Below are 20,494 nucleotides of genomic sequence, written 5' to 3'. Positions count from 1 at the left end.
GCGGGTCCATCGGCAGCTTAATGACGACGTTCGCCCCCGGAACAATCGCGGTGATCTTCGTGTCCGAGGTCACCGGCGAGGATCCCGAAGGCTATGCCGCCGCGGCGGCAGAAGCCAACGCGCTGGCCGCCGCGCAACCCGGCTATCGCGGCATCGACAGCGCGCGGGGCACCGATGGAATCGGCATCACGGTCAGCTATTGGGCGGACGAGGCGGCAGCGATCGCCTGGCGCCAGCAGGCGCGGCACGGCGAGATTCGCGATGCCGGACGCGGGCGCTGGTACCGCTGGTATTCGCTCCATGTCGCCGAAGTCGGGCGCAGCTACGATTGGGAGAAGGAATGACGGCGAGGTTCGACCGCGACTTCGCCTTGCTGTTCACCGTGATGCTGACGATCGCGGCGGGGAATACCGCCTTGCAGTCGGTCCTGCCCGCGATCGGGCGCTCGCTCCACGTCCGCGACAATGCGGTCGCCGCCGCTTTCTCCGTCTCGGCTTTGTTATGGGTAATCGCCGCACCGTTCTGGGCCAGTCGATCGGACCGGCGCGGCCGGCGGTCGATGATCCTGCTGGGGGTCGGCGGGTTCACCATCTCGCTGACCTTGTGCGGACTCTTCCTGGCGGCAGGGATCAATGGCTGGATCGGCGGGACCGCGGCCTTCATGCTCTTCATCGTCGGCCGGCTGATCTACGGCACGTTCGGTGCGGCGGCGCCGCCGGCGGTGCAGGCGATCGTCGCAGGACGCACCACGCGCGAGGAGCGGACCAAGGCTCTGACGTTGCTCGGGTCGGCGTTCGGGCTCGGCACCATCCTGGGGCCGGCGATCGCGCCGTATCTGCTGCTCGGCAGTGTCGGTGGGGTGGAGATCGGCCTGTCCGGTCCGGCGTTCCTGTTCGCCTTGTTCGGAGCGGGGATGTTTCTCGCCGTGCTGCGCATGCTGCCCAACGATCGCAACGAAGCGGCGATGGACGATCCCGCCGCGCATGGCGCCGCCAATGCCTATCCCTCGATCGGCGGGCAATCGTCCGGCGCGAGCATCACCGCCGCGACCGGACAGCATGTCGAGGAAGTCGGCTTCCTCGATCCGCGCGTCCGTGCCTGGATGATCGCCGGGCTGGTGTTCGGCCATGCCCAGGCGATGACGGGGCAGGCGATCGGCTTTCTGGTAATCGACCGTCTTCATTTGCCTCCGGCCGAGGCGCTGCAGCCGACCGGACTCGTGCTGATCATGGGCGCTGGTGCGGCGTTGCTCGTGCAATGGGGATTGATCCCGCTATTCAACCTGACGCCGCGCCTGATGATGCTGATCGGGCTCGCGATCGCGGCGGCGGGGTGCGCGCTGACCGGCCTCGCCACGTCGCTCTACGGCCTGGCGACCGCTTATGCCCTGGCGAGCATCGGCTTCGGCTTCACCCGCCCCGCCTTCACCGCCGGATCGTCGCTCGCGGTCGGATCGGCGGCGCAGGGCTCGGTCGCTGGCAAGGTCACGTCGATCAACGGCGCCAGTTTCGTGCTCGGACCGTCGATCGGGGTGGGGTTGTACGAGTTCTGGCACTCATTGCCGTATCTGACCGCGGGCGCGGCGTGCTTGGCGCTGATGGGATATTGTTGGGTGGGGTTGAAGCCGTCTGTCCGGACCGCCTAGAGCATCGCACGGAAAAGTGGGTACCGGTTTTCCGCAAAAAGCGATGCGACAACAAATAACTAGAGCGGAGTGCGTGATTCAGAAATCACGCACTCCGCTCTAGTCGGGAATCGCCACTCCCGCGCGGCGCGCGGACAGGGTTGCGCCAACGGCATAGATCGCCAGCGCGACCCAGATCAGCGCAAATGCTGCCCACTGCGCCGGCACCAATATTTCGCCATAGACTGCGACCGCCAGGATCAACTGCAGCGTCGGCGCCATATATTGGATCAGCCCGAGATCGGTCAGCCGCACGCGCCGCGCCGCGGCAGCGAACAGGATCAGCGGCGTCGCCGTCAGCAGCCCCGAGGCGGGGAGCAGCGGCCAGGCCGGTCCGCCGGCGAGCGAGGTGCCGGCAAACAGCAGCCAGGCCAAGGAGGGCGGTGCCAGGATCGCGGTTTCGACCAGCAATCCGTCGATCGCGTCGACCGGAGTCACCTTGCGCACCAGTCCATATAGCCCGAACGAGAAGGCCAGGGTCAGCGGGATCACCGGCACGCCGCCTTCTTCCCATGCCAGGAAAGCGACCCCGCACGTCGCCAGTCCTACCGCGACGATCTCAATCCGGCCGAGCCGCTCACGCAGCACGATTGTGCCGAGCAGCACATTGACCAATGGATTGATGAAATAGCCCAAGCTCGCCTGCGCGACCTGCTCATTGTTGATCGCGATGATATAGACCAGCCAATTGACTCCGATCAGCAGCGACGAGGCGGTGAGCGCGAGGATCAGCTTGCGGGTCGCGACGATCTTGCGCAGCGCCGGCCCATGCCGCAGCGCCACCGCCAGCACGCCGAGCAGGAGCAGCGACCACAGGATGCGGTGCGCGAGGATATCGGGCGCGGGGAGCGGCTTGAGCAGTTTGAGGAAGGCAGGAAGCAGGCCCCAGGTCGCATAGGCCGCGACGCCGTACAGGATGCCGGGATTGACGCGACGGTTCATGCCGGCGCGTGTGGCCGATATGATGCGGCGTGGCGAGGGCAGGAAGCCGGCGCTGCGCAGTAGAAAAGCTTTTTGCGCCGCTTTGGGAACGCCGGCGATGGCTGCCGGCGCGTACCGAATTCGGCGATCCGGTCGCCTCTCAGCGAGACGACCGGATATTTTTCTGACCGGCGCCCACCCGTTTTCGGGCGATCAATCCGTTCCCTTCGGCCCATGCGGCCGCAACTGTCCCGGCGAGATGAAGCCCAAAGGCTGCAGCGACGCCGCATCCTGCTTCATCGTCGCGGCGAGCTGTTCGTAATCGCGCTCCATCTCCGCGGTCACCGAGGCACGTGAATCAACCAGCGCGTCCTCGAAATCGGCCATCGTCACTTGCTTGACCTCGATATTCTTGCGCAGAGCGACCAGGCCTGCGCGCCGGGTCAGATCCTCGAGGTCGGCGCCGGTGAAGCGGTCGGTGCGCGAAGCGATGCGGTCGAGATCGACATCGTCGGCCAGCGGCATCTTCTGCGTCTGGATCGCCAGGATGCGGCGGCGACCCTTTTCGTCGGGCACGCCGACATAGATCAACTCGTCGAACCGGCCGGGACGCAGCAGCGCCGGGTCGATCAGATTGGGCCGGTTGGTCGCGCCGATCACGACGACCGACTGCAATTCCTCGAGCCCGTCCATCTCCGCGAGGATCGTGTTGACCACGCGCTCGGTGACTTGCGGCTCGCCCAGGCCACCGCCGCGCGCGGGGACCAGGCTGTCGAGCTCGTCGATGAAGATCACGGTCGGTGCGACCTGGCGTGCGCGCGCGAATAATTTGGCGATCTGCTGCTCGCTCTCACCATACCATTTGCTGAGCAGGTCGGACGATTTGGTCGAGATGAAGTTCGCCTCCGCCTCGCGCGCAACCGCCTTGGCGAGCAGGGTCTTGCCGGTGCCGGGCGGGCCATAGAGCAGGAAGCCCTTGGCCGGACGAATGCCCAGCCGGCGGAACGCGTCGGGGTCCTTGAGCGGTAGCTCGACACCTTCCTTGAGGCGCATCTGCGCGTCGTCGAGTCCGCCGACATCGTCCCAGCGGACGCGCGGTGCCTCGACCATCACTTCGCGCATCGCCGAGGGCTGGACGCGCTTCAACGCGCCGAGGAAGTCCTCGCGCGTCACCGCCAGCGTTTCGAGCACGTCCGCCGGAATGGTGCGGTCCTCGAGGTTGAGGCGCGGCATGATCCGCCGCACCGCCTCGATCGCCGCCTCGCGCGCGAGTGCTGCGAGGTCGGCGCCGACGAAGCCGTAGGTCGTGCGCGCGAGCTCGTCGAGATCGACATGATCGCCGAGCGGCATGCCGCGCGTATGGATGCCCAATATCTCGCGGCGGCCGCGCTCGTCGGGCACGCCGACGACGATCTCGCGGTCGAACCGGCCGGGGCGGCGCAGCGCCTCGTCGACCGCTTCGGGCCGGTTGGTCGCGGCGATCACCACCAGATTGGCGCGCGCTTCCAGCCCGTCCATCAAGGTCAACAGCTGCGCGACCAGGCGCTTCTCGGCCTCACCCGACACGTTACCGCGCTTGGGGGCGATCGAATCGATCTCATCGATGAACACGATCGACGGCGCATTCTTGGCTGCTTCCTCGAACACCTGGCGCAGCCGCTGTTCGGACTCGCCATAGGCCGAGCCCATGATTTCGGGCCCGTTGATCAGGAAGAATTGCGCGTCGCTCTCATTGGCGACGGCGCGCGCGAGCCGCGTCTTGCCGGTGCCGGGCGGGCCATGGAGCAACACGCCCTTGGGCGGTTCGACGCCGAGCCGCTGGAACAGTTCCGGATAGCGCAACGGCAATTCGACCATCTCGCGCAACTGGTCGATCGTGTCGGCCATGCCGCCGATATCGTCATAGGTAACGTCGGCGCGCCGCGCGTCCTTGGGTTCCTCATATTCGGGGCGCAGCTCGATCTCGGTATTCTCGTCGACCAGCACCACGCCCTTGGGGACGGTCGAGATCACCGCGAGGCGGATTTCCTGCAGCGCATAAGCTGGCGCGCGGAGATATTGCGCGACGTTTGGCGGCACGCCTTCGGGGTCGATGCGCTGCTGCCCCGCGGTCGCGACGACATCGCCGGCGCACAGTGGGCGGCCGAAAAAGGTGCGCTTGAGTGCGCCGGTCGATCCCTGCAGGCGCAGATTCTGCTGCGCGGGAGCGAACACGACGCGCGTCGCCGGCTTGGCCTCAGCCTTGCGCACATCGACATAATCGCCCGACCCGGCGCCGGCATTGGCGCGCTGCAGGCCGTCGATCCGGATCAGTTCGAGCCCTTCATCCTCGGGATAGGGCGCGACCGCGCGCGCCGGGGTGGTCGACTTGCCGACGATTTCGATGATGTCGCCTTCACCGATCCCCAATTGCGCCATCAGCGGACGCGGGATGTGCGCCAGTCCGCGGCCACTATCCTCGGGACGCGCATTGGCGACCTGAAGCTTGCGTTGGGGGGCATCGTCGCCGTCTGCCATGGGGGTCACCTTAGTTTCGCGAGCGGAAGAATCGAGAGCGTGTGAGATAGTGACCCGGTTCCCGAAGCGCGAGAGGGCGCCTATCAGGCGGCCGCGAATCGAGACAAAAAAAGGCCGGACCCAAGGGGCCCGGCCGGGAAAGTTTTTAGGAGAGGATGCCTGAAAGGCCTGCTCTATGTGCAGCGCAGCACATTATTGTGCAAGTGCGAAGTGATACCGGTAACATGCATTTTTCGCAATCAACCCTTTCCTTTCACGGAGAGGGGATGATAGCGTTCCAAGCATCGGTATGTGACGCGTTGCACAACTAACAGGGCCAAGGGAGAGAATTTCCATGCGGCGTTTGCCCCCGCTGACCGCGATCGAGGCCTTTATTCAGGTCGCCCGCACCGGGTCGGTCAAGGCTGCCGCGCAGGAACTCGCTTTGTCCGCGCCGGCGCTCAGCCGCCGGATTCAGGCGCTCGAACGCTTCATCGGCAAGCCCTTGTTCGAACGCCGGCACCAGGCGGTGGCGCTCAACAGCGACGGCGAACGGCTGCTGCAGCAGATCGCGCCGGTGCTCGACCGGCTGACCGACGCGGTCGAATATATGACCAGCGGGATCGAGGTCCTGCGCCTGCGTTTGGGGGTGTTGCCGCTGTTCGCCTCGCAACGCATCTTCCCGCACCTCGGCGACCTGCGTGCGCGCTATCCGCAGATCCATCTCGATATCGATACGGCGGGACACAATATGGCGCGCGTCGGCGACGGGCTCGACGCCGCGATCGCGCTGGCGCGCGAGCCCGATCCCAGCCTCTATGCCAAGCGGCTCGATACCAACAATGTCTATGTGATCGGCGCGCGGAGCCTGCTCGACGGGCCCGATCCGGTCACGCGCCCCGAACAGATCGAGAAGCTGACCGCGTTGATCCACCGCGACATGCCCGACACGTTCAGCGCCTGGCGCCATGCGGCGGGGCTCGACGAGCTCGAGCCGCTGGCGATCGACCATTTCGATTCGGGCGCGCTGATGCTCGAAGCGGCGGCCCAGGGTCTGGGCATCGCCTTCATGCACGAAAGCCATTTCGACGAGGCGCACGACCCGCGGCTGGTCAAATTGTTCGATATCGAGGTGGCCAGCCCGTACAGTTACTGGTTCGTCTGCCGCCCGCGCGCGATGCAGATGCGCCAGGTCAAATGGTTCCACGACTGGCTGGTCGAGGTCCTCGACGCCTAAGGGCGTCGCGGGCTGTTCAATCCTCTCCCGCCGCACCTCGTCATCCCCGCGAAAGCGGGGATGACGGAAGGTGGCGAGGAGCGGCTGTTGGTTGCGCTTACTCGGCGCGGGCCTTGAGGATCTTGCCGGGGTTCGCCGGCGGCTCGCCCTTGGGCAGCGCGTCGATAAGCTCCATGCCCTCGGTGACTTCGCCCCATACGGTGTATTGGCCGTCGAGGAAGCGCGCGTCGTCGAAGCAGATGAAGAACTGGCTGTTGGCCGAATTGGGATCCATCGTCCGCGCCATCGACGCAACGCCGCGGACATGCGGCTCGCGCGAGAATTCGGCCGGCAAGTTGGGCTTGTCCGATCCGTGCATGCCGGTGCCGGTCGGATCGCCGCCCTGCGCCATGAAGCCGGGGATCACGCGGTGGAATACGACGCCGTCGTAAAAGCCTTCATTGGCCAGCTCGGCGATGCGGTCGACATGTTGCGGCGCGAGATCCGGGCGAAGCTTGATGACGACGTCGCCGCTGTCCAGCGTCAAAGTCAGTGTCTCGGGGGTATCGGCCATCATTTTGCTCCATGAATCGGGGAATTTGCGCCCGCCCTAAACTGCTCGGTGGGTGCTGGCAAACCGCGCGGAAACCGCGTACGGCCCCCGATATGGATATGCCGGTGCCCGAAAAAAGGTCAGACGATGAGCGAGACCGATCTGGCGCCCACCGACGGCGCCACCGAACTCGATAACGTCGCGGATCAGCTGGACGAGGACGACCGGCTGAAACCCGAATTCGTGCGCGCGGTGCTCGACGCGGTCGAGGCCGGCGACAATGACGCGGCGCGCGCGCTGGTCGAGCCGCTCCACCCCGCCGACATCGCCGATCTGTTCGAGCTGGCGCCGCACGAGGATCGCGGGCCGCTCGCCAAGGCACTGACCGACCTGCTCGATGCCGACGTGTTCGCCGAGATGAACGATTATGTCCGCGAGGATTTGATCGACAGCCTCGCGCCGCAGCAGGTCGCCGACATCGCGTCGGAGCTCGATACTGACGACGCCGTCGCGATCATCGAGGACATGGAGCCGGCGGATCAGCGCGAAGTGCTCCGAGCGCTCGATCCCGACGACCGCGCCGCGATCGAGGAAGCTTTATCCTTCCCCGAGGAATCGGCCGGCCGCTTGATGCAGCGCGAGCTGATCGCGGTGCCCGAACATTGGACGGTCGGCGACGCGATCGATTATTTGCGCAGCCAGGAGGAACTGACCACCGATTTCTGGGAAATCTTCGTGGTCGATCCCGGGCACAAGCCGATCGGCACCTGCTCGCTGTCGTGGATCCTGCGCGCGCCGCGCTCGGTCGCGATCGCCGACGTGATGAAGCGCGAACAGACGTTGATCCCGGTCGACATGGACCAGGAAGAAGTCGCGCTGCGCTTCCAGAAATACGCGCTGATCTCGGCCGCGGTGGTCGATGCCGCTGGGCGGCTGGTCGGCATGATCACGGTCGACGACGTCGTCCATATTATCCAGGAAGAAGCCGGCGAGGACACGCTGCGCCTGGCCGGCGCCGGCGATGGCGACATCAACGAACCGATCGCGATGACGGTCCGGACCCGGCTGATGTGGCTGCTGATCAACCTGCCCACCGCAATGCTCGCGGCTTGGGTGGTCAGCCTGTTCGATGCCGAGATCGCCAAGTTCGCGGTGCTCTCGGCGCTGATGGGGATCGTCTCGGGCATGGGCGGCAATGCCGGCACCCAGACCCTGGCGGTGGTGGTGCGTGCGATCGCGACCAATCAGCTGACCGATTCGAACACCGCGCGGATGATCTGGCGCGAATTCCGCATCGCCGTGTCGAACGGCGCCGCGCTCGGCGTGCTGATCGGGATCGGCACCTATTTCATCTTCGGGCGGAGCGATCTGGCGACGGTGTTCGGCCTGGCGATCCTGATCAACAATATGGTTGCCGGCCTGGCGGGGGTGTTCGTGCCGGTGACGCTCGACCGCTTCCGGATCGACCCGGCGGTCTCGTCCTCGGTGTTCGTGACGATGTTCACCGATTGCATGGGCTTTTTCTCTTTCCTAGGTCTCGCCTTCTTGTGGGGCCTGGGCCGGTAACCCAAATCGGTCGAATGCCGCTTCATCTGACCAAGGTCGCGTTCGGCGTGGCGAGCCTGGAGGCGTTCGTCGCGCGCTGGGCGGCGCGCGAGGGCGATCCGCCCTACGAGCTCGGCACGCGCTATCTACCCAAGCGCTGGGAAGAGATTGCCGGGCAGGGATCTTTATTCTGGATCCTCAAGCACCAGCTCGTCGCGCGCTCGCCGATCGTCGGATTCGGCGAACTGCCCGGCGGCCGTACCGCGATCAGGCTCGATCCGCGCCTGGTCCTGGTCGAAGCACGGCCAAAGCGAGCGCACCAGGGCTGGCGCTATCTCGAAGATACGAGCGCGCCGCGCGACCTTGGTGCAGGTGGCGAAGGGGTAGGTGAACTACCGGCCGATATGGTGGGCAAGCTGGCTGAGCTGGGTTTGCTTTAGGTTGGGGACTCACATTCCTGTCGTCATCCCCGCGGAATCCTCCCGTTACTCCAGCGCACCCTACCGTCACCCCAGCGAAAGAACATCGGGTTGAGCATGCCCCGCATGCTCAAGGATCGTCCGGGGGACGATCCGACCCGATGTTGGTCTCTGGCGGTGACGCGATGCCGCTTGAGATCCCAGCTTTCGCTGGGATGACGAGTTTTGGAAATGAATCGCTTTAAGAACAATGGCTTATTTGGGTTCTCAACCTAAGGCTGCGCGCCGGTGCTACCGCATTCGATCGGCCCGACCGATTGGCCGCGGACGGTGCATTTCGGATTGCCGGTGACCGCGATCAGGCCAAGGCCCTTGTTGGTTAGGTCGGCGAGATAGCGTGCGCTTGCCCGCGTTTCGCCCGCGCCTTCGAGCGTGACGATGATCTCGCCCGCGTCGAGCGCCATCGCCGCGATCGAGCCGCCGCCATTGGTCGAGAACCGCGCCCGCGCGGTGCGTCCGGCGAGGGCGACATTGCCGTTGCCGATCACGGTGACCACGACGTCGTCGGCATCGACGCCGCGCGCGTCGATTGTCCCTGCGCCAGTGATCTGGACGTCGAGCCGCGCCGTACGCAGCCTACCGTTGAGCGCCAGCTTGGCGCCGCCGACCACGGTCGCGCCGCGCACCGCCGGCGTGCGCAGAATGATCACCGGCGGCGGGCCGCTTGCTTTGCCTCGTTCGCCCCAGCCCTGGCTGCCTTTGCGGACGGTCAGCGTGCCGCCGTTGACCGAGATGTCGAGGTCGCCGAGTGCCCGGTCGTCGCCCGACGCGCTGGCCGCGGCGCCGCCGCCGGTGCCGACTTCGACCTGCACCGAATATGGGCCATCCACCCGCACGCGGTCGAAATTGGTGACGACATAGCTGCGGTCGGCGGCATGCGCCGGCGTGGCGAGCGCGATCAGCGCGAAAGCGAGAGAGCGGCGGAGCATGGATGCGAGCATCGCACCGCCCCGCCGCTTTATGCAAGCTGGGTTAGAGTCTTTGCAGCCTTTCCGTCACGGTGCCGCGACCGGTTCAGCCTTGCTGAACCCAAATCAGCTGCAGCTGACGTCGCCCGAGCCCATCTTGGATGTGGTGCATTTGGCGCCGCCAGTGAGCGTGACGTCGCCCGAGCCCATCACGTTGACATTCGCCGCGCCGTTGACCGCCGCGGAGACGCCGCCCGAGCCCATGACATTGACGCTGGCCTGGCCGAGCGACAATTTGGGCGCGGTGATGTCGCCCGATCCGGTGACCGAGAAGGATCCGGTCCTGGCGCTGCCAGCGGTGCCCAGGCTGCCCGACCCGGTGACCGACAGCGCGACTGCCTGGACGCTGAGCGATCCGATATTGAGGTCGCCCGACCCGGTCGCGCTGGCCTGGAACTTCTCGCCATCGATATGGTCGACCGCCATGTCGCCCGACCCGGTGGTGCTCGCCGCGGTCATGCGCGGCATGGTGATGTAGATCTTGGCGCCCTTACGCTCGCCGCCCCAACTGAAGCTGCGCTCCTTGCGGCGAACCCTCAGCGTGTCGCCTTCCTTCACGATCTCGAGCTTGTCGAGGATCTTGGGATCGCCCTCCGCACGAACCGAAAAGCCCGAGCCGACACGGACATCGACATCGTCGGGCCCGGCGGCATCGACGCCGGTGAAGCCGTCGACCGCGAAGGTGCGGTTGCCGCCGGCGCCGCTGGGCGGCGTGCCTTCCGACCGGGCCGTGCCCGAACAGGCGGCGAGCGGAAGCAAAGCGAGCAGCATGTAGCGGTTCATGAGATCCTCCATTGTGTGTTGTCTACGTAACACACTACGGATGGGGCCGCAACGAAAAAGGGCGGCCCCAAAGGACCGCCCTATTTTATCAACGACTTGACCCGGGATTACGCCGGAATCTTGTCCTTGTTATGGATCGCCGCGGCCTTGCGCAGGATGTCGAGGATCTTCTCCAGCGCACCCTTTTCGTCGGTCTCTTCCATCGCCGCGAGCTCGCGGGCGAGGCGGGACGCCGCGGCCTCGAAGATCTGGCGCTCCGAATAGCTCTGTTCGGGCTGGTCTTCGGCACGGAACAGGTCGCGGACCACTTCGGCGATCGACACCAGGTCGCCCGAATTGATCTTCGCTTCATATTCCTGCGCGCGGCGCGACCACATGGTGCGCTTGACCTTGGGCTTGCCCTTGAGCGTGTCGAGCGCCTCGCGGAGCGTCTTGTCCGAGGACAGCTTGCGCATGCCGACACTCTCGGCCTTGTTGGTCGGCACACGGAGCGTCATGCGCTCTTTCTCGAACCGGAGCACGTACAGCTCCAGCGTCATGCCGGCGATTTCCTGTTTGAGAAGTTCAACGACACGGCCGACGCCGTGCTTGGGGTAAACAACGTAATCACCGACGTCGAAGGACAGCGCCTTGGCAGCCATGTAACTTCAACCTTTCACTTGGAATGTCGCCCGAATAAACGCACGACGCCCGGACATGGCGCCGGCAGGGGCTTGATTGGATGTGTGTGTCTCCACACGAGAGACTCGGAAAGGGGCTCTCGTCCTGACCTATTTAACATAGCCGTAATAAAATTACCAGCCCGACGTCGTTTTCATCCGACGGAGCATCCCCCGAAATGGGTACGGCCCCGTCCCATTGCTGGGCGAGGCCGCTTTGATCTCGATCAACTTTGCTGGCGCGCTCAGTCGCCCTGGCCGGCCTCGGGCGAGAAATACTTGTCGTATTTGCCGTCTTCGCCCTTGTGCTCGTCGGCATCGGCGGGGGTCTGGTCGTTCTTGCGCGTGACGTTGGGCCATTGGCTGCTGAACGTGTTGTTGAGCTCGAGCCACTTTTCCAGGCCGTTCTCGGTATCGGGCAGGATCGCCTCGGCCGGGCATTCGGGTTCGCACACGCCGCAGTCGATGCATTCGCTGGGATTGATGACGAGCATGTTCTCGCCTTCGTAGAAGCAGTCGACCGGACACACCTCGACGCAGTCCATATACTTGCAGCGGATGCAGGCGTCGGTCACGACGTAGGTCATTTCTGGCTCCCCAGGAGTACGATTTGGGCCGTGCTATGCGCGTGTCCCGCGCCCGTCAATCGATCGCGGCTTTCTGCGAGACGTTTTTAAGTTGCGGGCGCGCTGCCGGCCTGGAGATCCTGATAGCAACGCTGCGCCTCGGAAGGCGGGCCGCGGCGAATCGGCAGCGCTTCGATCCGGATGGTGCGGACCTCGCCGCGATGGGTGGCGAAGGTCAGGATGTTGCCCGGGCGCACCGGTGCCGCGGCGCGATCGGTCGGGCGACCGTCGATCCGCATATGCCCCTCCTCGGCAAGGCGTTGCGCAAAGCTTCGCGTCTTCACGATCCGCGCGAACCACAGGAACTTGTCGAGACGCATCGTCGGTCCGTTAGCGGGAAGCTGCTCAGCCATCGAGCATCCCGGCGAGCGCGGCGAAGGCATTGTCGCGCGGCGGTGCCTTGGGCTTGGCGTTGGGCGTCAGGCCTTGCCACATCCAGCGCGGCTTGCCGTCGTCGCTTGGCCGCGCGGCGCGAAAGCCGAGCTGCGCCATCAGCCGCGCCAGCGTGTCGGGCTGGATCCCGATCGAGGTCGCGAGCGCCGCGTCGGGCGCGAACGGCGCGCGTCCCTTGCGCGAATCGTGCGCGGCGCGCGCGATACGTTCGACCAGATCGATCCGCACTGCCTGTTGACCGAGCGGGCGGAAGCCGAAGGGCAAGTCGGCGCCGGGCGCGTTGCGTGGCAACACCGTGGCGCCGTCGCGCGGGCCCTCGCCGAGCCGCATCAGCATCCGCCGCCAGCGCGCTGGACCCGGCTTGAGCAAAGCGGGCGCGAACAGGTCAAGCGTACCGATCGTCACGCCCATCTTGTGCAACTTCTTTCGCGCGAGCGGGTCGAGCGCCTCGACCTGCGCGCCGATCGCGCGCCGCGGCAACAATCCGCCGGCATCGAGCAGCGCCCCCGCGACCGCGCGCAGCGGCGCACCGGCGGCGGCATCGCGCAGGCAGGCGTCGAGCGCGCCGAATACCGGCAAACGCCGCGCCAGCTGCTCTGCGACCCAGCGGTCGAGCCGTGCTTGCACAGCCTTGCGTACCGCAGGATCGAGCGCTTCGACCGGACGATCCAGCAGGACGCGCGGCTGGGCGAGATTGGCGCCAGCGGTCAATTCGGCCACGCCGACGCCGCGCCATTCGATCCGGGGGAAGGACAGAGAGAGCTCGTCGTCACCCGAGTCAGCCAGTTCGCGACCGCGCTTCGCCAGCTCGGCACCGAGCCTTTTCTCCGCCGCCGCGAGCAGCAGGCGCTTGTCTGCATGCCGCGCGTCGGCGGCGACGGTGAAGCGGAAGCCTTCCAGCGTGCCGATCGGATGATCCTCGACCAGCACTTCGCCTTCCTCACCGATCACCACCGGCAGCGCGCCGGCATCCTTGCCGATCTGGCGCAGCAATGCGGTCGTGCGCTTGTCGACGAAGCGCTGGGTCAGCGATGCGTGGAGCGCGTCGGACAGGCGCTCTTCGACCGCCGCGGTGCGCGCCGCCCAATGCGCCGGGTCGGCCAGCCAATCGCTGCGATGCGCGATATAGGCCCAGGTGCGGATCGCCGCGATTCGCCCCGCGATCGTCTCGACATCGCCGGTGACATCGTCGAGCCGCGCGACCTGATCGGCGAACCAGGGCGCGGCGATATGGCCGTTGCCGGTGCTGAGATCATTATAGAGCTTGGCGACCAGCCGGGCATGCGGATCGACGCCGAGCTTGCGGAAATCGGGCACGCCGCATGCCGCCCATAACCGTGCGACCTGGCCCGGCGATCGCGCGCGGTCGCGGACGGCATCGTCCTCGGTCAGCCGCTTGAGCACCGCGAGATCGGTCGCGACCGGTGCCGCGCGCAGCACGCGATTGTCGGGTTTGGCTTCCAGGCTGGCGATCAGCGCATCGACTGAATCGCAATCGGGCTCGCCATCGCGCCAATAGAGGAAATCGAGCCGGGGAAAATGATGGTGCTCGATCGCGTGGATTTCCTCGGGCGTGAACGCACCGGGGCCGTCGGCGGTCAGCGCGCCGAACGTCCCGTCGCGCTGATGCCGCCCGGCGCGCCCGGCGATCTGCGCCATCTCGCTCACCGTCAGCCGGCGCTGGCGATAGCCGTCGAACTTGGTCAGGCTGGCGAAGGCGACATGGTTGACGTCCATGTTGAGGCCCATGCCGATCGCGTCGGTCGCGACGAGATAATCGACCTCGCTGGCCTGGAACATCGCGACCTGGGCGTTGCGGGTGCGCGGGGACAAGGCGCCCATCACCACCGCGGCGCCGCCGCGAAGACGGCGGATCATCTCGGCGACGGCATAGACTTCCTCGGCGCTGAACGCGACGATCACCGAGCGCTTGGGCAGCCGCGACAGCTTGCGCGCGCCGGCATAGGACAGAGTCGAGAAACGCGGGCGGTTGACGATCTCGGCGTCGGGGACCAGCGCCTTGACCATCGGCCGCAACGTCTCCGAGCCAAGGATCATCGTCTCCTCGCGGCCGCGCGCGCGCAACAGACGGTCGGTGAAGACATGGCCGCGCTCGGGATCGGCGCCGAGTTGCGCCTCGTCGAGCGCGACGAATGCCAAGTCACGCTGGAGCGGCATGCTCTCGGCGGTGCACAGGAACCAGCGCGCGTCGGGCGGAACGATACGCTCCTCGCCGGTGATCAGCGCGACCTGCTTGGCGCCCTTCAATTTGACGACGCGATCATAGACTTCGCGCGCGAGCAATCGCAGCGGGAAGCCGATCATCCCGCTCGAATGACCGCACATCCGCTCGATCGCGAGATGCGTCTTGCCGGTGTTGGTGGGCCCGAGCACCGCGGTGACCGGGGACGAGAACGCACGCATGACGGCTTATAGATCGGCGCGCCGGGCGATCGACGCAAGCGAGACTTGATTAAGCCATGATAGTCGCGCCCATGGTGCGAGTCCGTAAGTAATCGCCCCTAGGGCAAGTCACCGCGACGAAAAGATCCCGAATTTGCCGGTACTTGAAATAGTTCCGCGTCAAATGGAGTTTGTCCCTCGCGCTGCACGGCTTGCCGCACGGATCGGCGCTTAACGAGGCGGTTAAATTGACTTTAACACCCCATCGGCAGAGTGTTTGGACAGCGCCGGGGGTGGATCGGCGATTACGTAACGGGGACGTTTCGTCGTGTTTCTGCGCAGTGAGCATTATGAGCAATCGGGTGGCGCTGCTCCCAGCTCGACCGGCCGTGCGCTCGTCCTCACCACCGACCTCTCTTTTGTCGACCGGGTGCGTGCCTCCATGGCGCAAATCGACTGGACGCCCGATCTCGGCGCGCGGATCGGATCGCGCGACTGGTTCCGCGGACTCGCTACCTGCACCGCGCTGGTCGGCGCGTGCTGGGCGCTGTCGCCGGGCATCGGTCAGCCGCTGGTCGCTGCATCCGCTTTGCCGCTCAAGGGCAAGGCGTGGGAAAATGCCCGTGCGCAATCGATCGCGCCACTCGCCTTGGGTGCCGATACCGGTCAGCGCATGGCGGCGACCGATCTGGTGCGGCCGCTGGCCGAAACCCCCGATCGCCCGACCCAGGCCTTTGCATCGGCGATGAGTGACGGCGACAGCCTGGCAACGCTGCTGCGCCGCGCCGGCGCCGCCAAGTCCGATATCGCTCGCGTCGCCGATCTGGTCGCGGGCGCGCTGCCGCTCGACAATATCCGCCCTGGAACGCGGTTCGAAGGCGTGCTCGGCCGTCGTGCCAAGAAAAGCGATCCGCGCCCGCTCGAACAATTGAGCTTCCAGCCGGCATTCGATTTCCGCCTGACGATCAAGCGCACCGCCAACGGCCTGACGATGAATCGCCAGGCGATCGCGGTCGACGACACGCCGCTGCGTATCCAGGGCCTGGCCGGATCGAGCCTGTACAAATCGATGCGCGCCGCCGGCGTGCCCTCGACCGTTGCCGCCGATTACATCAAGGCGATCGCGACGCGGATCTCGATCGGCGGCGATGTCGCGTCGGACGACACCTGGGACGTCATGCTATCGCAGCGCCGCGCCGCGACCGGCGAGGTCGAACTCGGCAAGATCCTGTTCGCCGGGCTCGATATGGGTCGCCGCAAGGTCCAACTGGTCAAGTGGAGCCGCAACGCCGACGAGGATGAGGATGGCGGCAACGGCCATGGCGATTGGTACGACGCCAGCGGTCAGACCGAGCGCCAGGGTTTCATGGGCCTGCCGGTCGCGGGCCGGATCAGCTCGTCCTTCGGCATGCGGATGCACCCGATCCTCGGCTATTACCGGATGCACAAGGGCATCGACATCGCCTGCGCTTATGGTTCGCCGGTCTATGCGGTATTCGACGGCATTGTGAATTGGGCCGGCTACAAAGGCGGCTATGGCAGCTTCGTCGGCATTCAGGCGCAGGGCAGCGGGGTCGGTACCGGTTATGGCCATTTGAGCCGGGTGCTGGTGCGCAACGGCCAGCATGTTCAGCGCGGCCAGATCGTCGCTTATTCGGGCAATTCGGGACTATCGACCGGCCCGCATCTGCATTTCGAAGTCTATCGCAGCGGCCAGGTGGTCAATCCGCGCGGCTTCTCCTTCTCGAGCGTCGCCGCGCTGACCGGCGCTGCCTTGCGCGCGTTCAAGTCGCACGTGTCGGAATTGCTGTCGGTCCATCCGGGAACGCCGCGCAAGTCCAGCTGACGCGATAAGTCTCGCTCTTGGGTAAGCAGGGGCTCAAAATTACAAGTGATTCCGTTGGTAACTCCCGCCTCCTGATTTCGCAGGATCAGGCGACCGTTTTCGTGTGCGCCCGATCAGCGGCCCTGCGAGCGCCAGCGGCGAATGGTGCGGCCGATGATCTGATCCTCGCCGCCGGTCTCGCGCCACAACGTGGAGAAGGTCGGATCGTCCGACGCCGGGCGCTTGTTGGCCTCCAGCCCGTCGAACGCGACGCGGATCGGGATGGCGACGCCTTCGCCGCAGATGATGCACTCGCGGTTGCGCAGCGCGGGGATCGCGTCGAGGAACCCGCGCGCGCCTTCGGGCATCGCCGCGCGGACGAACGCCTGGTCGCGATCGTTGTTGAGGCGCATCGAGATGATCGTGCCGCATTGCGACAGCACGCCTTCGGCCAGATCCGACGGACGTTGCGTGATCAGACCCAGGCTGACGCCGTATTTGCGGCCTTCCTTGGCGATGCGGCTGAGGATCTTGCCGACCGACGATCCGTCGGCGTTGCGCTCGTTGGGGATGTAGCGGTGCGCCTCCTCGCAGACGAGCAGGATCGGGCGCCGCGCTTCGTTGCGCGACCAGATCGCGAAGTCGAACACCATGCGCGACAGGACAGCGACCACCACCGAGGTGATTTCGCTCGGCACGCCCGACACGTCGATGATCGAGATCGGCTTGCCGTCGCCGGGCAGGCGGAACACGCGGCTGATGAAGTCCTGCATCGTGTCGGCGACGAGCATGCCGGAGAACATGAAGCTGTAACGCGGATCGGCCTTGATCTCATCGATCTTGGTCTTGATCCGGAGATAGGGCGCGGTGTCGCCGGCGCGGTCCATCTTGCCCATTTCGAGCTGGATCAAATTGGTCAGGTCGCTGAGCAGGTACGGCACCGGGGCGTCGACCGTCAGCTTGCTGATCTCCTGCCCCAGCCGCCCCTTGGCGCGCGCGGCGAGCAGGCACTTGGCCAGGATGTCGGCGTCGATCTGCCGTTCGGAGTTGGACGTCGTCAGGAACACTTCGCAATGTTCCTCGAAATTCATCAGCCAATACGGCATCTGCAGGTTCGACACGTCGTAGATCGCGCCGGTGGTCTGGAACGCCGCCGCATATTCGCCGTGCGGATCGACCATCACGATATGACCCTGCGGCGCGAGCTCGCAGATCTTGTGCAGGATCAACGCGGCGCTGGTCGATTTACCGGTACCGGTCGATCCGAGCAGCGCGAAATGCTTGCCCAGCATCGCGTCGACATAGAGCGAGGCGCGGATGTCCTTGGTCGGATAGACCGTGCCGATCTCGATATTGGCGCGGTCGTCGGCGGCGTAGATCTGCCTGAGGTCGGCGGTCGATACCGGAAACACCGCGGCGCCCGGGGCGGGATAGCGCGTGACGCCACGACGGAATTTGTAGAGCTTGCCGGTCAGTCGTTCCTCATCGCCTTCGCCGAGAAAGTCGATCAGCGCCAGGATGCCGGCCTCGACCAGGCGCAGCGAGCGGATATTGGCGATCATCCAGCAGGCGCCGACGCGAATCTTGACCTGCGCACCGACCGAGCCGGCCGATGCCAGCACGGAATCGGGATCGGCGGCATAGCTGGCAATGGCATCGGGATCGAACAGCACCTGCCCCCCCGAACCGGCGATCTCGATCAGCCCACCAATCTCTCTGCCGAGGCTCGGAGCGGGGGTCGGCGCGGCGGTGTCATCGGCCGTCGTCCGCGCGAATGCGCTACCCCCCAGCATTTCGGTCATCGGAATCCCCTGGTCATTCCGAGTCGCTATGGCACGTCAGGGGTAAATATTGAGTTTGCTATCGCTGACCGGCTCGGGCGAACCCTTCTCGAGGTCATGCCGAACCCGTTCCGACATCCACCGTGCAGCAAGCGCCACACCGGAACGAAAGCGCGCGTTCCCCCTCTCCCGCCTGCGGGAGAATGAGGGGCCCGCCGCGAAGCGGTGGGAGGGTGAGGGTCTTCTTTCTTCTTCTGTTTCGACACACGCCTGGAAGAAGAAAGAAGACCCTCACCCAACCCTCTCCCGCTTGCGGGAGAGGGCAGATACGACTTCTTGCGACTGTTTCGGCACGGAGACATCAAACCCGCCGCGCGATATACCCCGCGCCCCAGCCGAACAGCACCGACAGCGCCACCGCGACCAGCCCATAGGCGATCGAACTGCGCTGCGCCGACCGCGCCACGAACCGTTCGAACCCCGATTTGCGGATGTCGATATCCCTGGTCGCGACCGCCAATATGTGCCGGTCGCGGATCAGGAAGGTCTCCGCGGTGAACCGGCCGACCGGCACGCGCGCCGGAATATTGACGCGCGCACGGTACAGCACGCCGTCACTGATCTCGACCGCATTGGGCTGCTCGTAATAGAGACCCGACCGGCGCTTGAGGTCGACCAGCCCGCGCGCGAAGCGGTCCTGCTCGTCCTGCGGCGCACTCGACGCCGGGGACAATTGCAGGCTGTCGAGCCCGAGTTCGTAGATCGCGCGCGTGCGGCCATCGACCACCTGATCGATCGGGCGCGACGACACCATGCCGTAGAAACTCGGCGCCGAGCGATAGCGCAGCCGCGACGCATTGACCCAGATGCCGGCGATCTTTTCCTTTTCGCGCACCAGGATCGATTGGGTCGGCCCCTTCACCACCACAACAATGTCGGTCGGCGCATCGTCGTCGGGCAGCCGCCCGCCGGGATAGAGGATTGCGCCGAACAGCAGCAGATCCGCGCCGGTGAACGAATAAGCGATCTCGATCTGGCGCTGCGAGACGTCGGGGACCAGCACCGGTTTCGATACCGGCTTGGCCTGCCCCATTAGCGGTGGCGCGATCAGCAGAGCGAGCGCGGCACGCGCCTTCAAGATAGCTCTACCGAATAGATTTCATCCGGCCGCCAACCCAATCCGATCGCGATACGCAACCCGACCAGCAGGACCAGCACAGCAAGCGCCAGGCGGAGATATTCGGGCTTCACCCGCGCGGCGAAGCGCGCGCCGAGCTGTGCGCCGGTCACCGACCCGATCAACAGCAGCACCGCCAGCACGATATCGACCGCCTTGGTCGTGGTGGCATGGACCATCGTCGCCCAGGCAGTGACGAACAGGGTCTGGAACAGGCTGGTGCCGACCACGACCTGCGTCGCCATGCCGAGCAAATAGATCATCGCCGGGACCAGGATGAAGCCGCCGCCGACGCCGAGCAGGATAGTCAGGATGCCGACCCCGAAGCCGAGCAGCAGCGGCGCGAGCGGCGAGACGTAGAGCCCCGAGCGATAGAAGCGCATCCTGAGCGGCAGGGCCGCGACCAACGGATGGTGGCGCCGCTTGCGTGCCGGCGGGGGCGCTCCGCCGCGCGCGGCGAGGATGTACTGGATCGATTCCCTGGCCATGGTCGAGCCGATCCAGCCGAGCATCAGCACATAGATGACCGCGATCACCGTATCGATCTGCCCGGTCCGCTGGAGAATGCGGAAGATCCACGCGCCGACTCCCGACCCGACGAACCCGCCGGCGACCATCAGCCCGCCCATCTGGAAATCGACCCCGCGCCGCTGCAGATGCGCGAACACGCCGGAGACGCTCGCCCCGGTCACCTGGCTCGCTGACGAGGCAGCGGCGACGGTCGGCGGGATGCCGTAGATGATCAGCAACGGCGTGGTCAGAAACCCGCCGCCAACCCCGAACATCCCCGACAACAGCCCGACGAACAGCCCGAGCGTGACGATCACCAGCGCATTGACCGACATGTTGGCGATGGGGAGATAGAGATCCACGGGGCTACGTTAGACGCAGGTTGTGGCGGGTGGAAGGCGGTTGGGCGTTAGGAGGGTGCGTTCGGCTAATGGTCGTTGGCGGCCCGGCAGGTTTCACCCGGCCGGACCGCCAA

General features: G+C 65.8%; 18 protein-coding genes. 6 read left to right on the top strand and 12 right to left on the bottom strand.

What is annotated here, in order from left to right:
- Positions 1-20 precede the first annotated feature (20 nt).
- Positions 21-344: an antibiotic biosynthesis monooxygenase family protein gene (locus AC1DRD_RS10015; RefSeq protein ID WP_478041277.1), complete on the top strand. Its 324-nt coding sequence runs from the start codon at positions 21-23 to the stop codon at positions 342-344.
- Entirely contained in the window at positions 341-1,645 is a 1,305-nt protein-coding gene (locus tag AC1DRD_RS10010; protein WP_478041276.1) for an MFS transporter, read from the top strand. The genes AC1DRD_RS10015 and AC1DRD_RS10010 overlap by 4 nt, the downstream gene beginning before the upstream one ends.
- A 99-nt stretch (positions 1,646-1,744) precedes the next feature.
- On the opposite strand, the gene rarD is transcribed toward AC1DRD_RS10010, so the two are convergent.
- A complete protein-coding gene (rarD, locus tag AC1DRD_RS10005; RefSeq protein WP_478041275.1) occupies positions 1,745-2,626 on the bottom strand; it encodes an EamA family transporter RarD in 882 nt (293 codons plus the stop codon).
- A 192-nt stretch (positions 2,627-2,818) separates the two neighbouring features.
- The gene (locus AC1DRD_RS10000; RefSeq protein WP_478041274.1) at positions 2,819-5,122 is read right to left on the bottom strand and encodes a CDC48 family AAA ATPase; all 2,304 of its coding nucleotides are present in this window, start codon (positions 5,120-5,122) and stop codon (positions 2,819-2,821) included.
- 334 nt (positions 5,123-5,456) lie between these two features.
- Here AC1DRD_RS10000 and AC1DRD_RS09995 point away from each other — a divergent pair, with 334 nt between their 5' ends.
- Positions 5,457-6,338 (top strand): LysR substrate-binding domain-containing protein, encoded by an 882-nt coding sequence (locus AC1DRD_RS09995; RefSeq protein ID WP_478032464.1) that lies wholly within the window; start codon positions 5,457-5,459, stop codon positions 6,336-6,338.
- 97 nt (positions 6,339-6,435) lie between these two features.
- Here the strand turns inward: AC1DRD_RS09995 and AC1DRD_RS09990 are convergent, their stop codons facing one another.
- Positions 6,436-6,891 (bottom strand): peptidylprolyl isomerase, encoded by a 456-nt coding sequence (locus tag AC1DRD_RS09990; protein WP_478032465.1) that lies wholly within the window; start codon positions 6,889-6,891, stop codon positions 6,436-6,438.
- A 126-nt stretch (positions 6,892-7,017) separates the two neighbouring features.
- Here AC1DRD_RS09990 and mgtE point away from each other — a divergent pair, with 126 nt between their 5' ends.
- Both mgtE and AC1DRD_RS09980 read left to right on the top strand, forming a co-directional pair.
- Positions 7,018-8,436 carry a magnesium transporter gene (gene mgtE, locus AC1DRD_RS09985; protein ID WP_478041273.1) on the top strand — a complete coding sequence of 473 codons (1,419 nt, stop codon included), beginning with the start codon at positions 7,018-7,020 and terminating at the stop codon, positions 8,434-8,436.
- A 14-nt stretch (positions 8,437-8,450) separates the two neighbouring features.
- On the top strand, positions 8,451-8,855 hold the full coding sequence (locus AC1DRD_RS09980; protein ID WP_478032468.1) for a DUF1489 family protein: 405 nt from the start codon (positions 8,451-8,453) through the stop codon (positions 8,853-8,855).
- A gap of 251 nt (positions 8,856-9,106) precedes the next feature.
- On the opposite strand, the gene AC1DRD_RS09975 is transcribed toward AC1DRD_RS09980, so the two are convergent.
- From AC1DRD_RS09975 to AC1DRD_RS09950, 6 genes are all read right to left on the bottom strand, one after another.
- The gene (locus AC1DRD_RS09975; RefSeq protein ID WP_478041272.1) at positions 9,107-9,823 is read right to left on the bottom strand and encodes a GIN domain-containing protein; all 717 of its coding nucleotides are present in this window, start codon (positions 9,821-9,823) and stop codon (positions 9,107-9,109) included.
- 105 nt (positions 9,824-9,928) lie between these two features.
- Positions 9,929-10,645, bottom strand: coding sequence for a head GIN domain-containing protein (locus tag AC1DRD_RS09970; RefSeq protein ID WP_478032470.1), 717 nt, complete (start codon positions 10,643-10,645; stop codon positions 9,929-9,931).
- 107 nt (positions 10,646-10,752) lie between these two features.
- The gene (locus tag AC1DRD_RS09965; protein ID WP_066813023.1) at positions 10,753-11,286 is read right to left on the bottom strand and encodes a CarD family transcriptional regulator; all 534 of its coding nucleotides are present in this window, start codon (positions 11,284-11,286) and stop codon (positions 10,753-10,755) included.
- 263 nt (positions 11,287-11,549) lie between these two features.
- Positions 11,550-11,891, bottom strand: coding sequence for a ferredoxin FdxA (gene fdxA / locus AC1DRD_RS09960; RefSeq protein WP_478032472.1), 342 nt, complete (start codon positions 11,889-11,891; stop codon positions 11,550-11,552).
- Positions 11,892-11,977: 86 nt separating this feature from the next.
- Entirely contained in the window at positions 11,978-12,283 is a 306-nt protein-coding gene (locus AC1DRD_RS09955; protein ID WP_478041271.1) for an RNA-binding S4 domain-containing protein, read from the bottom strand.
- Positions 12,276-14,747 (bottom strand): helicase-related protein, encoded by a 2,472-nt coding sequence (locus tag AC1DRD_RS09950; protein ID WP_478041270.1) that lies wholly within the window; start codon positions 14,745-14,747, stop codon positions 12,276-12,278. The genes AC1DRD_RS09955 and AC1DRD_RS09950 overlap by 8 nt, the downstream gene beginning before the upstream one ends.
- Positions 14,748-15,054: 307 nt before the next feature.
- Between AC1DRD_RS09950 and AC1DRD_RS09945 the strand changes: the two genes are divergently transcribed.
- On the top strand, positions 15,055-16,572 hold the full coding sequence (locus AC1DRD_RS09945) for a peptidoglycan DD-metalloendopeptidase family protein (protein WP_478041269.1): 1,518 nt from the start codon (positions 15,055-15,057) through the stop codon (positions 16,570-16,572).
- Between the two features lie 113 nt (positions 16,573-16,685).
- Here AC1DRD_RS09945 and AC1DRD_RS09940 read toward each other — a convergent pair whose 3' ends face one another.
- From AC1DRD_RS09940 to AC1DRD_RS09930, 3 genes are all read right to left on the bottom strand, one after another.
- Positions 16,686-18,353: a helicase HerA domain-containing protein gene (locus AC1DRD_RS09940; RefSeq protein WP_478032477.1), complete on the bottom strand. Its 1,668-nt coding sequence runs from the start codon at positions 18,351-18,353 to the stop codon at positions 16,686-16,688.
- Positions 18,354-18,693: 340 nt separating this feature from the next.
- On the bottom strand, positions 18,694-19,425 hold the full coding sequence (locus tag AC1DRD_RS09935; RefSeq protein WP_478032549.1) for a TIGR02186 family protein: 732 nt from the start codon (positions 19,423-19,425) through the stop codon (positions 18,694-18,696).
- Between the two features lie 41 nt (positions 19,426-19,466).
- Positions 19,467-20,381 carry a sulfite exporter TauE/SafE family protein gene (locus tag AC1DRD_RS09930; protein WP_478032478.1) on the bottom strand — a complete coding sequence of 305 codons (915 nt, stop codon included), beginning with the start codon at positions 20,379-20,381 and terminating at the stop codon, positions 19,467-19,469.
- Positions 20,382-20,494: the final 113 nt, after the last annotated feature.

It is taken from the genome of Sphingomonas sp. P4_G2, from assembly GCF_056401155.1.
The sequence above is the reverse complement of the archived record's forward strand: the minus strand, read 5'-3'. Positions and strand labels throughout refer to the sequence as shown.